Source organism: Isoptericola jiangsuensis (assembly GCF_002563715.1).
In the GTDB taxonomy this organism is placed as follows: Bacteria; Actinomycetota; Actinomycetes; order Actinomycetales; family Cellulomonadaceae; genus Isoptericola; species Isoptericola jiangsuensis.
The window spans coordinates 2,975,082-2,989,487 of the sequence record NZ_PDJJ01000001.1 but is presented as its reverse complement, the minus strand read 5'-3'; the positions used below and the strand labels follow the sequence as shown (position 1 = coordinate 2,989,487).

11 protein-coding genes and 1 tRNA gene are annotated in these 14,406 nt (G+C 74.2%); 8 read left to right on the top strand and 4 right to left on the bottom strand.

Annotated features, from left to right (window positions below):
- Positions 1-9: 9 nt before the first annotated feature.
- From ATJ88_RS13515 to ATJ88_RS13500, 4 genes are all read right to left on the bottom strand, one after another.
- Positions 10-1,146 (bottom strand): bifunctional 2-methylcitrate synthase/citrate synthase, encoded by a 1,137-nt coding sequence (locus ATJ88_RS13515; RefSeq protein WP_098464278.1) that lies wholly within the window; start codon positions 1,144-1,146, stop codon positions 10-12.
- A 70-nt stretch (positions 1,147-1,216) separates the two neighbouring features.
- A complete protein-coding gene (prpB, locus tag ATJ88_RS13510) occupies positions 1,217-2,128 on the bottom strand; it encodes a methylisocitrate lyase (protein ID WP_098464277.1) in 912 nt (303 codons plus the stop codon).
- Between the two features lie 10 nt (positions 2,129-2,138).
- Positions 2,139-3,656 (bottom strand): MmgE/PrpD family protein, encoded by a 1,518-nt coding sequence (locus ATJ88_RS13505; RefSeq protein ID WP_098464276.1) that lies wholly within the window; start codon positions 3,654-3,656, stop codon positions 2,139-2,141.
- Positions 3,657-3,799: 143 nt separating this feature from the next.
- Positions 3,800-3,875: transfer RNA gene (locus ATJ88_RS13500), tRNA-Arg, on the bottom strand.
- A 120-nt stretch (positions 3,876-3,995) separates the two neighbouring features.
- On the opposite strand from ATJ88_RS13500, the gene argS reads away from it, so the two are divergent.
- From argS to prfA, 8 genes are all read left to right on the top strand, one after another.
- The gene (gene argS / locus ATJ88_RS13495) at positions 3,996-5,696 is read left to right on the top strand and encodes an arginine--tRNA ligase (RefSeq protein ID WP_098464275.1); all 1,701 of its coding nucleotides are present in this window, start codon (positions 3,996-3,998) and stop codon (positions 5,694-5,696) included.
- Between the two features lie 32 nt (positions 5,697-5,728).
- Positions 5,729-7,111 carry a diaminopimelate decarboxylase gene (gene lysA, locus ATJ88_RS13490; protein WP_098465348.1) on the top strand — a complete coding sequence of 461 codons (1,383 nt, stop codon included), beginning with the start codon at positions 5,729-5,731 and terminating at the stop codon, positions 7,109-7,111.
- Between the two features lie 130 nt (positions 7,112-7,241).
- Positions 7,242-8,612: a homoserine dehydrogenase gene (locus ATJ88_RS13485; protein ID WP_098464274.1), complete on the top strand. Its 1,371-nt coding sequence runs from the start codon at positions 7,242-7,244 to the stop codon at positions 8,610-8,612.
- Between the two features lie 2 nt (positions 8,613-8,614).
- Positions 8,615-9,721, top strand: coding sequence for a threonine synthase (gene thrC, locus ATJ88_RS13480; protein WP_098464273.1), 1,107 nt, complete (start codon positions 8,615-8,617; stop codon positions 9,719-9,721).
- Position 9,722: 1 nt separating this feature from the next.
- A complete protein-coding gene (gene thrB / locus ATJ88_RS13475) occupies positions 9,723-10,652 on the top strand; it encodes a homoserine kinase (RefSeq protein WP_098464272.1) in 930 nt (309 codons plus the stop codon).
- A 288-nt stretch (positions 10,653-10,940) separates the two neighbouring features.
- Positions 10,941-12,797 (top strand): transcription termination factor Rho, encoded by a 1,857-nt coding sequence (gene rho, locus ATJ88_RS13470; protein WP_245852663.1) that lies wholly within the window; start codon positions 10,941-10,943, stop codon positions 12,795-12,797.
- Positions 12,798-12,930: 133 nt separating this feature from the next.
- Positions 12,931-13,143, top strand: coding sequence for a 50S ribosomal protein L31 (gene rpmE / locus ATJ88_RS13465; protein WP_098464270.1), 213 nt, complete (start codon positions 12,931-12,933; stop codon positions 13,141-13,143).
- Between the two features lie 171 nt (positions 13,144-13,314).
- Positions 13,315-14,406 (top strand): peptide chain release factor 1, encoded by a 1,092-nt coding sequence (prfA, locus tag ATJ88_RS13460; protein ID WP_098464269.1) that lies wholly within the window; start codon positions 13,315-13,317, stop codon positions 14,404-14,406.

The following is a 14,406-nucleotide window of genomic DNA, read 5'->3' as shown; positions in this document are numbered from 1 at the left end:
GCGCGGCGGTCAGCGCGGGACGTCGCGTCGCGCCGGGCCGGTGTACGCCGAGAGCGGGCGGATGAGGGAGTTCGCCGCCTGCTGCTCGGCGACGTGCGCCGTCCAGCCGACGACGCGGGCGGCGACGAAGATCGGCGTGAACGTCTCGGTGTCGAAGCCCATGAGGTGGTAGGCCGGGCCCGCGGGGTAGTCGAGGTTGGGGTAGATGCCCTTGCGGGCGACGAACGCCGACTCCAGGGTGTCGTAGAGCGCCGCCAGGTCGGGCCGGTCGTAGTGCGCGACGAGGGCGTCGAGCGCGGCCTTCATGGCGGGGACGCGGGAGTCGCCGTGGCGGTAGACGCGGTGCCCGAACCCCATGACCTTCCGCTTCGCGGCCAGGGCCTCGTCCAGCCAGGCCTCGGCCCGGTCGGCGGACCCGATCTCGGCGAACGCGTGCATGACGGCCTCGTTCGCGCCGCCGTGCAGCGGGCCCTTGAGGGCGCCGACGGCGGCGGTGACGGCCGAGTAGACGTCCGACAGGGTGGACGCGACGACGCGCGCCGTGAACGTGGAGGCGTTGAAGGAGTGCTCGGCGTACAGCACGAGCGACGTGCGGAACGCGTCGACGACGACGTCGTCGGGCACCTCGCCGAACGTCTGCCACAGGAAGTTGCGGGCGTAGTCGAGGTCGTCGCGAGGGGCGACGGGCTCGAGGCCGCGCCGGCGCCGCTGGCCGTACGCGACGATGCCGGGCAGCTGGGCGAGGAGGTGGACGGCGCGGCCGCGGTTGAGCTCGGGGTCCAGCACACCGCCGTCGCGTAGCAGCGTGGCGTCGAGCCCGCCGAGCTGGCTGACGGCCGTGCGCACCACGTCCATCGGGTGCGTGTCGAGCGGCAGGTCGTCGATGACGCGCCGGGTGCGCTCGTCCATCGGCCGCAGGGCCCGTTCCTGGGCCTCCAGCGCGGCGAGCTCGGCAGGGGTGGGGAGCTCACCGTGCCACAGCAGGTGCGCGACGGCCTCGAACGGCTGCGTGGCCGCGAGGTCCTGCACGGGGTAGCCGCGGTACAGCAGCGAGTTGGACTCGGGGTCGACCTTGGAGATCGCCGTGGTGTCGGCGACGACGCCGGCCAGGCCGCGGTGGACCTCGACGGTGGGGGAGTCGGTCATCGGTGCTCCTTTGCTCGGATGACGTGCGTCCGCCCGCCGGGCGGGGTGGTGCCCGGCGGACGCAGGCGGGTCACTGGTGGTGGTGGCCTTCGAGGGAGAAGTCGAAGACGCCCGCGTCGAACGCGCCGTACGCGGGGTAGTCCAGGAGGTCGTACAGCTCGGCGCGGGTCTGCATGTGCGGGACCTGCGAGGTGAGCGACCCCTCGGTGCGCAGCGCGTCGAGAGCGCGGTCCGCGGCCCCCATCGCGAGGCGCAGCAGGGACACGGGGTGGATGACGAGCGCGACGCCGGCGTCACGCAGGCGGGCCGCGGTGAACAGCTCCGACTTGCCGAACTCCGTCATGTTCGCGAGGACGGGCACGTCGAGGGCGGAGGCGACGGCCGCGAACTCGTCGAGGTCGCGCAGGGCCTCCGGGAAGACGGCGTCCGCCCCGGCGTCCACGAGGGCCTGTGCCCGCTCGATCGTCGCCTCCAGGCTCGTGCCGGCGCGGACGTCGGTGCGCGCCATGACGAGCAGGTTCTCGTCCCGGCGGGCCGTGACCGCGGCGCGGATCCGCTGCAGCGCCGTCGGCTCGTCGACGACCTGCTTGCCGTCGAGGTGGCCGCACCGCTTCGGGTTGACCTGGTCCTCGACGTGCAGGCCCGCCACCCCGGCGTCCTCGAACGTCTGCACCGTGCGGGCGACGTTCATCGCCTCCCCGAACCCGGTGTCGGCGTCCACCAGCACGGGCAGGTCCGTCATGCGGGCGATCTGCCCGGCCCGGCCGGCGACCTCGGTGAGCGTCGTCAGGCCGACGTCGGGCAGGCCGAGGTCCGCCGCGACCACCGCGCCCGAGACGTAGACGCCGTCGAACCCCTTGCGCTCGATCAGCCGGGCGGACAGGGGGTTGAACGCGCCGGGGAGCTGCAGCATCTCCCCGGAGGCGAGACGGCTGCGGAACGCGGCGCGCTTCGCCGCGGGCGTCAGGGTCGAGTACAGCACCGGGTCCTCCTCAGAAGATCCCGCGGGCGCCGGGTGCGGCCGCGGCCGGGTCGACGACGGGCGTCACGGTGAGGCCGGACAGCTCGTCCGCGGTGAGCTCGGGCAGGCGCTGCGCGACGTCGAGGAACCGCTCGACCTCGTCGTCGGCGAGGACATTGGCGGCCAGGGTGCGGAACTTGGCGACGTACTGCTCCCGGCCGAAGGGGCGCGCACCCAGCGGGTGGGCGTCGGCGACGGCGATCTCCTCGACGACCCGCGAGCCGTCGGCCAGCTCGATCTCGACGCGCCCGCCGAACGACTTCTCGGCCGGGTCGGACGAGTGGTAGCGGCGCGTCCACTCCGGGTCCTCCGCGGTGGTGACCTTGCGCCACAGCTCGACGGTGTCGGGACGACCCGCCCGTTCGGGCGCGTAGCTGCCCACGTGGTCCCAGGCGCCGTCCTGCAGCGCGACGGTGAAGATGTACGGGATCGAGTGGTCGAGGGTCTCGCGGGAGGCCGTCGGGTCGTACTTCTGGGGGTCCCCGGAGCCGGACCCGATGACGTAGTGGGTGTGGTGGCTGGTGTGCAGCACCACCGCGCGCACCGCTGCCGGGTCGCGCAGCTCGGGGCGCTCGCGGCCGAGGCGCCGGGCCAGGTCGATCCAGGCCTGCGCCTGGTACTCCGCCGAGTGCTCCTTGGTGTACGTGTCCAGGATGGCGGTGCGGTCCTCGCCGCGCGCCGGCAGGGACACGGTGTAGCGGGCGTCGGGGCCGGACAGCATCCACGCGATGAACCCGTCGGTGCCCTCGTAGATGGGGCTGGGGGAGGTCTGGCCGCGCATGGCCCGGTCGACGGCCTCGACGGCGAGCTTGCCGGCGAACGCCGGGGCGTGCGCCTTCCACGTGGAGATCTCGCCCTTGCGGGACTGCCGGGTGGCCGTCGTGGTGTGCAGGGCCTGCCCGACCGCCTGGTACACCGTCTCGGTGTCGAGGCCCAGCAGGGTGCCGAGGCCGGCGGCGGCGCTCGGCCCGAGGTGGGCGACGTGGTCGATCTTGTGCTCGTGCAGGCAGATGCCCTTGACGAGGTCGACCTGGATCTCGTAGCCGGTGACGATGCCGCGCAGCAGGTCGGCCCCCGACCGGCCCAGGTGCTGGGCGACGGCGAGGATCGGCGGGATGTTGTCCCCGGGGTGGGAGTAGTCCGCCGCGAGGAAGGTGTCGTGGTAGTCCAGCTCGCGCACCGCCACGCCGTTGGCCCACGCCGCCCACTCGGGGCTCGTCCGCTCCGGCGACCCGAAGATCGTCGCGCCCGAACCACCCCGGGATACCGGGTGGGCCTCCGCCTGCGCCCGCGCCGCCAGGATGGGTGCCCGCCCGAGCGACGCCGTCGCCACCGCCGCGTTGTCGATGACGCGGTTGATCACCATGTCGGTGACCTCGGGCGTCGGCTCCAGGCGCTCGGTCGCGACCTCCGCGATCTTCCAGGCGAGCTGGTCGGCACGCGGCAGAGGCTCGTCGGCACGGTAGACGCGGACGGTGTGGTCGATCATGGGGTCCTCCGGATCGCGGGAGCGTCGTCGCTCGTGGCTGCCCTCGCACCCTACGTGATACCGCGTCTCTGCCGACACCGGCACGGGGTATCGCGGCGCGGGGACGACGACGGCCCCGGTCCGTGGGACCGGGGCCGTCGTGCTGGTGCGCCTGAAGGGACTCGAACCCCCGACCTTCTGCTCCGGAGGCAGACGCTCTATCCGCTGAGCTACAGGCGCGCTGTGCCGGGTGCGTCACCACAGGTGACGTCGCGGCACGATCACCGAGACTACCACCGTCGGTCCGCTGGTCGGAAAACCCTGCGCGGGGCGGCACCGTCGGCTCGATAGAATCGCCCGGTGACTCCCGACGAGCTCTCCCGAGCACTCAGCGCCGCCCTCGCCTCGGCCGTGGCCGACGGCACCCTCGCCCTGCCCGCCGACGACGTCCCGTCGTCGGTCCACGTGGAGCGACCCCGGCAGCGCGAGCACGGCGACTGGGCGACCAACGTCGCCCTGCAGCTCGCGAAGAAGGCGGGCACGACGCCGCGCGCGCTCGCGGAGGACCTGGCCGCCCGGCTGGGCGCGACGCCGGGCGTGAAGGCCGTGGACGTGGCCGGGCCGGGCTTCCTCAACATCACCCTGGACGCCGGTGCCGCGGGCGAGCTGGCGCGCACGGTCGTCGAGGCGGGCGCCGCGTACGGCCGCGGCGACTCCGAGGCGGGCACGAAGGTCAACCTGGAGTTCGTCTCGGCGAACCCGACGGGTCCGATCCACATCGGCGGCGTCCGCTGGGCGGCCGTCGGCGACTCGCTGGCGCGCGTCCTGGAGGCCAGCGGCGCCGAGGTGACCCGCGAGTACTACTTCAACGACCACGGCGCGCAGATCGACCGCTTCGCCCGGTCGCTGCTCGCCCGGGCCCGCGGGCTGGAGGCCCCGGAGGACGGCTACGGCGGCCAGTACATCGCCGAGATCGCCGACGCCGTCATCGCGGACGCGGTGGCCGCCGGCGGCCCGGACCCGCGCGACCTGCCGGACGCGGAGGCGCAGGAGGTGTTCCGCGCCCGGGGCGTGGAGCGCATGTTCGGCGAGATCAAGGCGTCGCTGCACGACTTCGGCGTGGACTTCGACGTGTACTTCCACGAGGACTCGCTGCACGAGTCCGGGGCGGTCGACCGCGCCGTCGCGCGCCTGCGCGACGCGGGGAAGATGTTCGAGAAGGACGGCGCGACGTGGCTGCGCACCACCGACTTCGGCGACGACAAGGACCGCGTCGTCATCAAGTCGGACGGCGACGCCGCGTACATCGCCGGTGACATCGCGTACTACCTCGACAAGCGCGAGCGCGGGTTCGACGACGTCATCATCATGCTGGGCGCCGACCACCACGGGTACGTGGGCCGCATGATGGCGGTGTGCGCCGCGTTCGGCGACACCCCGGGCAAGAACCTGCAGCTCCTCATCGGCCAGATGGTCAACCTCGTCAAGGACGGCCAGCCGGTGCGCATGTCCAAGCGCGCGGGCACCGTCGTCACGCTCGAGGACCTCGTGGACGCCGTCGGGGTGGACGCCGCCCGCTACTCGCTGGCGCGCTCGTCGGTCGACTCCAGCATCGACCTCGACCTCGACCTGCTCACGCGGGCCACCAACGAGAACCCGGTCTACTACGTGCAGTACGCGCACTCGCGCACGTGCGCCGTGGACCGCAACGCGGCGGACCGGGCGGTGTCGCGCACGCTCGAGGACGGCACGGACGGGTTCGACCCGTCGCTGCTCGACCACGCCTCCGAGTCCGCCCTCCTGGGCCGCCTCACGGAGTTCCCGCGGATCGTCGCCCAGGCCGCGGAGCTGCGCGAGCCGCACCGCGTCGCCCGCTACCTCGAGGCGCTCGCCGGCGACTACCACACGTGGTACCAGCAGAAGGACCGCCGCGTGCTGCCCTACCCGGACGAGCCGGTCGAGGACCTGCACCGCACCCGCCTGTGGCTCAACGACGCCGTGCGCCAGGTCCTGGCGAACGGTCTCGGCCTGCTGGGCGTGAGCGCGCCGGAGCGGATGTGACCGGCCCCGGGGCCGAGGCCGTCGCGGCGGGGCTGCCCACCGGCGGTCCCGACGCGGCGGGCGCCCCGTGGTCGTCGGGCGTGCGCCGCCGACCGGACGGCGAGGTCGAGGTCGCGGGCGTCGGCGTCGCCGCGCTGGCGGCCGACCACGGCACCCCCGCGTACGTGCTGGACGAGGCGGACTTCCGGGCGCGGGCCCGCGCCTACCGGCAGGCGTTCGAGGCGGCGTTCGCGGCCGTCGGCACGGGCGTCGACGTCTACTACGCGGGCAAGGCCCTGCTCACCGTCGCGGTGGCGCGCTGGGCGCGCGACGAGGGCCTGTGCGTCGACACGGCGTCGGGCGGCGAGCTCGCCGTGGCGCTGCGTGCCGACGTGCCGGGCGCCGCGATCGGCCTGCACGGCAACAACAAGTCCGACGCCGAGGTCCTGGCCGCGCTCGACGCGGGCGTGGGCCGGATCATCGTGGACTCGCTGGTCGAGGTGCAGCGCGTCGCGGACCTCGCGGCCGGGCGCGGCGTCGTCGTGCCCGTCATGGTGCGCGTCACCACGGGCGTCCACGCGGGCGGCCACGAGTACATCTCCACCGCGCACGAGGACCAGAAGTTCGGCCTGTCCGTCGCGCCCGCGGCCGACGGCGGCACCTCGCCGGCGCTCGCGGCCCTGGAGGCGGTCCTGGCGCGGCCGTCGTTGCGGCTGCTCGGCATCCACTCGCACATCGGCTCGCAGATCCTCGACCCGTCGGGGTTCGAGGCGGCGGCGCGCGTCGTGCTGCGGCTGCGCGCGGACCTCGCCGCGCGCACGGGCGTGCTGGTGGACGAGGTCGACCTCGGCGGCGGGTACGGCATCGCCTACCTGCCGGGGGAGGAGGCCCTGGAGCCTGCCCCCGTCGCGCGGGAGGTCGCCGGGTCGGTGGCGGCGGTGTGCGCCGAGCTCGGCACGCCCCTGCCGCGCATCTCCGTGGAGCCGGGGCGCGCGATCGTCGGCCCCGCCGGTCTGACGCTCTACACGGTCGGCACGGTGAAACCCGTCACGGTCTCCGACGACGACGCCACGTTCACGCGCCTGTACGTGTCGGTGGACGGCGGCATGAGCGACAACATCCGTCCGGCGCTCTACGGGGCGCAGTACCACGCCGAGGTCGTGGGCCGGGCGTCGGGCGCCGAGCCGGTGCTCGCCCGCGTCGTCGGCAAGCACTGCGAGAGCGGCGACATCGTCGTCCACCAGGTGATGCTGCCGGGCGACGTGCGGGCGGGCGACCTCCTGGCGGTCGCCGCGACCGGTGCCTACGGCCGCTCGATGGCGTCGAACTACAACGGTCTGACACGTCCGCCCGTGGTCGCCGCCGTCGACGGGACGTCCCGCGTGCTGGTGCGTCGCGAGACGCTCGACGACCTCCTCGGTCTCGACCTCGGCTGACGTGCCGCGGCCGCCGTCCGGACCGGGCGGCGGCCGGGCCGTCCGCATGCGGGACGGCCGGGCCGAGGGCCCTCCCGCACCGTTATCCTGACGTCCGTCCCCCCGGATCCCGACACCGAAGGTGAGACCCGTGTCCGCTCCTGCTGCCAGCGCGCCGGCCCCCGCGGACGCCGTGCGTCCGCTGCGCGTCGCGCTCCTGGGCTGCGGGGTCGTCGGAACCGAGGTGGCGCGCGTCCTGCTCGACCACCCGGACGACCTCGCCGCCCGCACCGGCGCCCCGCTCGAGCTCGTCGGCGTCGCCGTGCGCGACGTGACGCGGCCCCGCGACGGCGTGCCCGCCGAGCTCCTCACCGACGACGCCGAGTCGCTCGTCGACCGTGCCGACCTCGTCGTGGAGCTGATGGGCGGCATCGAGCCGGCCCGCAGCCTCATCCTGCGCGCGATCGCGGGCGGCGCCGGGGTGGTCACGGCCAACAAGGCCCTGCTGGCCGAGCAGGGTCCCGTGCTGTTCGAGGCCGCCGACGCCGCCGGGGTCGACATCGCGTTCGAGGCCGCCGTCGCCGGCGCGATCCCCATCGTGCGTCCCGTGCGCGAGTCCCTCGCGGGGGACCACGTCACGCGCGTCCTCGGCATCGTCAACGGCACCACCAACTACGTCCTCGACGAGATGGCCACCAAGGGCCTCGACCTCGACGACGTCGTCAAGCAGGCGCAGGCGCTCGGCTACGCCGAGGCCGACCCGACGGCCGACGTCGACGGCTTCGACGCCGCCGCCAAGGCCGCGATCCTCGCGTCGCTCGCGTTCCACACGCGGGTCTCCATCGACCAGGTGGCCCGGGAGGGCATCCGGTCGGTGACGGCCGACGACGTCGAGTGGGCGCGCCGCACGGGTCACGTCGTCAAGCTGCTCGCCATCGCGGAGCGCACCGCAGACGGCGTGTCGGCGCGCGTCCACCCCGCCCTCGTCCCGGTCGAGCACCCCCTGGCCGCGGTGCGCGGCGCGTTCAACGCGGTGTTCGTCGAGGCCGCGGCCGCGGGCCCCCTGATGTTCTACGGGCAGGGCGCGGGCGGTCGTCCCACGGCGTCCGCCGTCCTGGGCGACCTCGTCTCCGTGGCCCGCGACCGCCTCATCGGCGGCAAGGGGTCGTTCGAGTCGGCCTACGCGTCGCTGCCGGTGCTGCCGGCCGACGCCGCGGTGACCCGGTACCAGGTCCGCCTCCAGGTGGACGACCACACGGGCGTGCTCGCCCAGGTGGCCGGCGTGCTGGCGGACCACGGCGTGTCCATCGACACGGTGCGGCAGACCGTCGCCCACCCGCCGACGCACGTCGCGGAGGCCGTCCACGGCGCGGGACCGGAGACCACGACCGAGCCGGTCGCCGACCTCGTCATCACCACCCACGCGGCGCGCGAGGCGTCGCTGGCGGCCACGGTCGCCGCGCTGGAGGGGCTCGAGCCCGTCCAGCGGATCACGTCCGTCCTGCGAGTCGAGGGAGTCTGAGCATGCCGGCCCACCAGTGGCGGGGTGTCATCACCGAGTACGCCGACCGTCTCCCGGCGCACGTCGCCGAGAAGATCGTCACCCTCGCGGAGGGCGGTACGCCCCTCGTGGCCGCACCCGTCCTGTCCGAGCGCACGGGTGCCGAGGTGTACGTCAAGGTCGAGGGCATGAACCCGACCGGTTCGTTCAAGGACCGCGGCATGACGACCGCGATGTCCGCCGCCGCGGCCCGCGGCGCGAAGGCCGTCGTGTGCGCCTCCACGGGCAACACGTCCGCGTCGGCCGCCGCCTACGCCACGCGGGCGGGGATGGTCTGCGCCGTCCTGGTCCCGGACGGCAAGATCGCGATGGGCAAGCTCAGCCAGGCCGTCGCCCACGGCGCGCGGCTGCTCCAGGTCGACGGCAACTTCGACGACTGCCTGGTCGTGGCGCGCAAGCTCGCCGAGGCCTACCCGGTCGAGCTCGTCAACTCCGTCAACCCGGACCGCATCGAGGGCCAGAAGACCGCCGCCTTCGAGGTCGTGGACGCGCTCGGCGACGCCCCGGACATCCACGCGCTGCCCGTCGGCAACGCCGGGAACATCACCGCCTACTGGAAGGGCTACCGCGAGTACGCGGGCATCCCGACCAGCGAGGACGGCCCGGGCGCGGCGCCGGTCGCCGTCGCCACGAGGACGCCCGCGATGTGGGGCTTCCAGGCGGCGGGCGCCGCCCCGATCGTCAAGGGCCACCCCGTGGACCCGGAGACCATCGCGACGGCCATCCGGATCGGCAACCCGGCGTCGTGGGCGCAGGCCGAGGCCGCGCGCGACGAGTCCGGCGGCGTCATCGAGGCCGTGACCGACGAGGAGATCCTCGCCGCGCACCGCGTCCTGTCCGCCGAGGTCGGCGTGTTCGTCGAGCCGGCGTCCGCGGCGGGCGTCGCCGGCCTGCTGTCCCGGGCGGAGCGGGGCCTGGTCCCCGCCGGCGCGCGGATCGTCGTGACCGTCACGGGCCACGGTCTCAAGGACCCGCAGTGGGCCCTGCGCACGCCGGACGGCGGGGAGGTCGCCCCGACGCGGGTCACCGCCGACGTGGTGTCCGTCGCGGACGCCCTCGGGCTGGGCTGACGTGCGGCTCGGCGTCGACCGCGTCCACGTCCGCGTCCCGGCGACGAGCGCCAACCTGGGACCGGGCTTCGACGCGCTGGGGATGGCGCTCGCCCTCCACGACGAGGTCGAGGTGCGGCTGGTCGCCAGCGACGAGATCACCGTCGAGGTCGTCGGCGAGGGCGCGGGGGAGGTGCCGGAGGGTGCCGACCACCTGGTGGTGCGGGCGCTGCGGCACACCCTCGAGCTGGCGGGGGCACCCCTGACGGGGCTGCACATGCGGTGCGTGAACCGGATCCCGCACGGTCGGGGGCTCGGGTCCTCCGCGGCCGCCGTCGTCTCGGGGGTCGTGGCGGCGCGCGGGCTGCTGGCCGACCCGGGCGTGCTGGACTTCGCGACGATGCTGCGGGTCGCCACGGAGTTCGAGGGGCACCCCGACAACGCGGCGCCGGCGCTGCGCGGCGGCGCGACGGTGGCCTGGGCGGGGGTCGACGGCCCGCGGGCCGTCGACCTGGAGATCGACCCGCGCATCACCGCGACCGTGCTGGTGCCGGAGGTCCGCCTGGCGACGAGTCGGGCGCGCGGCGTCCTGCCGGCGCAGGTGCCGCACGCCGACGCCGCGTTCACGGCGGGCCGCGCGGCCCTGCTGGTCGAGTCGCTGGCCAGGCGTCCCGAGCTGCTGCTCGACGCGACCGAGGACCGGCTGCACCAGGACTACCGGGCGGGGGTGATGGCCGGGACGGCCGAGCTGGTGCGCACCCTGCGCGAGCACGGGCTGGCCGCGACCGTGTCGGGGGCGGGGCCGACCGTGCTGGTCCTCACCACCGCGGCGCAGGCCGGGACCCTGGACGCGGTGCTCGCCGACACCGTCGACGCGGTGGCGGGGTGGCGCGCGCTGCGTCCCGGCATCGACACGACCGGGGCGACGGCCAGCAGTGTTAGCATGGTGTGAGCCTTCGGGACCGACCATGACGGCACTCTCCCCGCCTGCGGCGCCATCGCGCGCGGCCACGGGATGGAGACGTCAGGCCCGCGGCGGCAGATCCAGCGCCTCCCACGTCACTGCCGAAGGCTGCAAGCAACCCCGTCAGCCGACGTCGTCGTACCACTGATGTGAGGTTCGCGTCCGGGTGCCCCCTGTGCCCGGACGCCATCACTCGGCCCTGGTGGGACCAACCCCAGGACCGCAGACGAGGGGGAAGGGTCCTTCGTGACGAACAGCACCGACAACCTCAGCTCGATGAAGCTCGCCGAGCTGCAGGCCATGGCGTCCGAGATGGGCGTCAAGGGAACCAGTCGCATGCGCAAGGGCGACCTCGCCGACGCGATCCGTACGCGTCGCGGTGGCACGTCCTCCGCGCCGGCCGAGGGCTCCGCCCCGCGCCGTCGTGCGACGAGCGAGCCTGCCGCGGCGCCGGTCGCCGCGGCCGCCGCAGAGGCACCGACCCTGCGGACCGACGCCACGGCCGAGGCGCCGCAGCGCCGTCAGCGGCGCGCCGTCCGGCCGACCACCGGCGTCGACGCCGCGACCGCGTCCGGCGACGGCCGCGCGTCCGGCGAGCAGCAGGGCCGTCAGTCCCCGCCGCGCGAGGAGCGCGAGGCGCGCCTGGCCGAGCTGGCCGAGGCCGTCGCCGCACCGCGCGAGCGCGGTCAGCGCCAGGACTCCGGCGGTGGCCGGTCCGGCCAGGACGGCGACGACCGCTCCGACCGGGACGGCGGACGCCAGGGCAACCAGGGCGGCAACGGCCAGGGCGGCCACCAGGGCGGCGGGCAGGGCCCGCAGTCCGACGGCGACCGCTCGCGCCGCCGCCGGGGTCGCGACCGCGGCCGCGACCGCAAGCGCAACCGCGGCGGACGCCCGGGCGGTCCGGACATCGGTCCGGAGGAGGTCGAGGTCCGCGAGGACGACGTCCTCATCCCGGTCGCCGGCATCCTCGACATCCACGACAACTACGCGTTCGTGCGCACCAGCGGCTACCTGCCGGGCGCCAACGACGTCTACGTGTCGATGAACCAGGTCAAGAAGGCCGGCATGCGCCGCGGCGACGCCGTCGTCGGGGCGATCCGGCAGCCGCGCGAGGGCGAGGAGCCGCCCACGGGCGGCTCGCCGAAGAACCCGCGCAGCAAGTTCGCGGCGCTGGTCCGCCTGGACACGGTCAACGGCATGTCGCCGGAGGAGTCGCGCGAGCGTCCCGAGTTCACCAAGCTGACGCCGCTGTACCCGCAGGAGCGGCTCCGCCTGGAGAACCCCGAGGCGACCCGTCTGACGCCGCGCGTCATCGACATCGTCGCGCCGATCGGCAAGGGCCAGCGCGGCCTCATCGTCGCGCCCCCCAAGGCCGGCAAGACGATCATCATGCAGCAGATCGCGAACGCGATCACGCAGAACAACCCCGAGGTCCACCTCATGGTTGTCCTGGTCGACGAGCGGCCCGAAGAGGTCACCGACATGGAGCGGACGGTCAAGGGCGAGGTCATCGCCTCGACGTTCGACCGCCCCGCGTCGGACCACACGGTCGTCGCCGAGCTCGCGATCGAGCGCGCGAAGCGTCTCGTCGAGCTCGGGCAGGACGTCGTCGTGCTCCTGGACTCGATCACCCGCCTGTCGCGCGCCTACAACCTGGCCGCGCCGGCCTCGGGTCGCATCCTGTCCGGTGGTGTCGACGCCGCGGCTCTGTACCCGCCGAAGCGCTTCTTCGGTGCCGCGCGCAACATCGAGAACGGCGGCTCGCTGACCATCCTCGGCTCCGCGCTCGTCGAGACGGGCTCGAAGATGGACGAGGTGATCTTCGAGGAGTTCAAGGGCACCGGCAACATGGAGCTGCGCCTGTCCCGCAACCTCGCCGACAAGCGGATCTTCCCGGCGGTGGACGTCAACGGGTCCGGCACCCGCCGCGAGGAGATCCTCATGTCGAAGGACGAGCTGGGGATCGTGTACAAGCTCCGCCGTGTCATGGGTGCCCTCGACCAGCAGCAGGCGATCGAGCTGCTGCTCGGCAAGCTCAAGGACACCCGCACGAACGTCGAGTTCCTGCTGCAGGTCCAGAAGACGACGCCGGCCGGTCTGACGACCGACCGTCCCGGCGAGACGATCTGATCCACGTCACAGCGGCCGGTCGCGCGGAATCGTTCCGCGCGGCCGGGCGTTCTGGCACAATGGTTCGTCGGCCTTCCGGTTCACGGCTCGCGGTCCTGCGAGGCGACCCGGGGGCATCACCCCAAGGAGCATCATGAAGTCCGGTATCCACCCCGAGTACGTCCTCACCGAGGTCACCTGCACCTGCGGCAGCACCTTCGTGACCCGCAGCACCGAGAAGTCGGGCAAGATCAGCGCCGACGTCTGCAGCGCCTGCCACCCGTTCTACACGGGCAAGCAGAAGATCCTCGACACCGGTGGCCGCGTGGCCCGCTTCGAGGCCCGCTACGGCAAGAAGTCCAAGTAGCACCCCCGGCAGCGCCGGTGGTCCGCCCGACAACCTCTCCAGGGGCAGTCGGACGCCGGACCGCCGGCGCTGTCGTGTCTGCACCCCACGGGCGGAGCGCGACCAGGGTGTCGCCGACGGCGGCACCGGCCGGGCGCCCCGACCGCCGAGCGACCCAGGGAGCCTGAAGACGTGACCGAGGACTTCGCGGTGGCACGGCCGCTGCTCGCCGAGCACGCCGAGATCGAGCGGGCGCTGGCCGACCCGTCCGTGCACGCCGACGCGGGCCGGGCCCGCACGCTCGGGCGTCGGTACGCCGAGCTGAACCGCGTCGTCGGGGCCTACCGGACCTGGGAGGCGGCGCAGGACGACGCCGTCGCGGCGGCCGAGCTCGCGGCGGAGGACGAGGCGTTCGCGGCCGAGCTGCCCGGGCTGCGCGACGCCGCGGCCGCGGCCGCGGAGCACCTGCGCCGGGTGCTGGTCCCGCGCGACCCCGACGACGGGCGCGACGTCATCCTGGAGATCAAGGCGGGCGAGGGCGGCGACGAGTCGGCCCTGTTCGCCGGCGACCTGCTGCGCATGTACCTGCGCTACGCCGAGCGGCGCGGCTGGGCGACGCAGGTCCTGGAGGCGAACGCCACCGAGCTCGGCGGGTACAAGGACGTCCAGGTGGCCGTGAAGACGCGCGGCAGCCTCGACGACCCGGGCGACGGCGTGTGGGCCCGCCTCAAGTACGAGGGCGGGGTGCACCGGGTGCAGCGCGTCCCCGTCACGGAGTCGCAGGGCCGCATCCACACCTCCGCCGCGGGCGTGCTCGTGCTGCCCGAGGTCGACGACCCGGGCGAGGTCGAGATCGACCAGAACGACCTGCGGATCGACGTCTACCGGTCCTCGGGCCCGGGCGGCCAGTCCGTCAACACGACCGACTCGGCGGTGCGCATCACCCACCTGCCCACCGGCATCGTCGTGTCGATGCAGAACGAGAAGTCGCAGCTCCAGAACAAGGAGCAGGCGATGCGCGTCCTGCGCGCCCGGCTCCTGGCGGCACGGCAGGAGGCCGCCGCGGCGGCCGCCGCGGACGTGCGCCGATCGCAGGTGCGCACGGTCGACCGCAGCGAGCGGATCCGCACCTACAACTTCCCGGAGAACCGCGTCGCGGACCACCGCACCGGGTACAAGGCGTACAACCTCGACCAGGTGCTCGCGGGCGACCTCGACCCCGTCGTGCAGTCCGCGATCGACGCCGACGAGGCGGCCCGCCTGGCCGCCGCGGGCGAGGCCTGA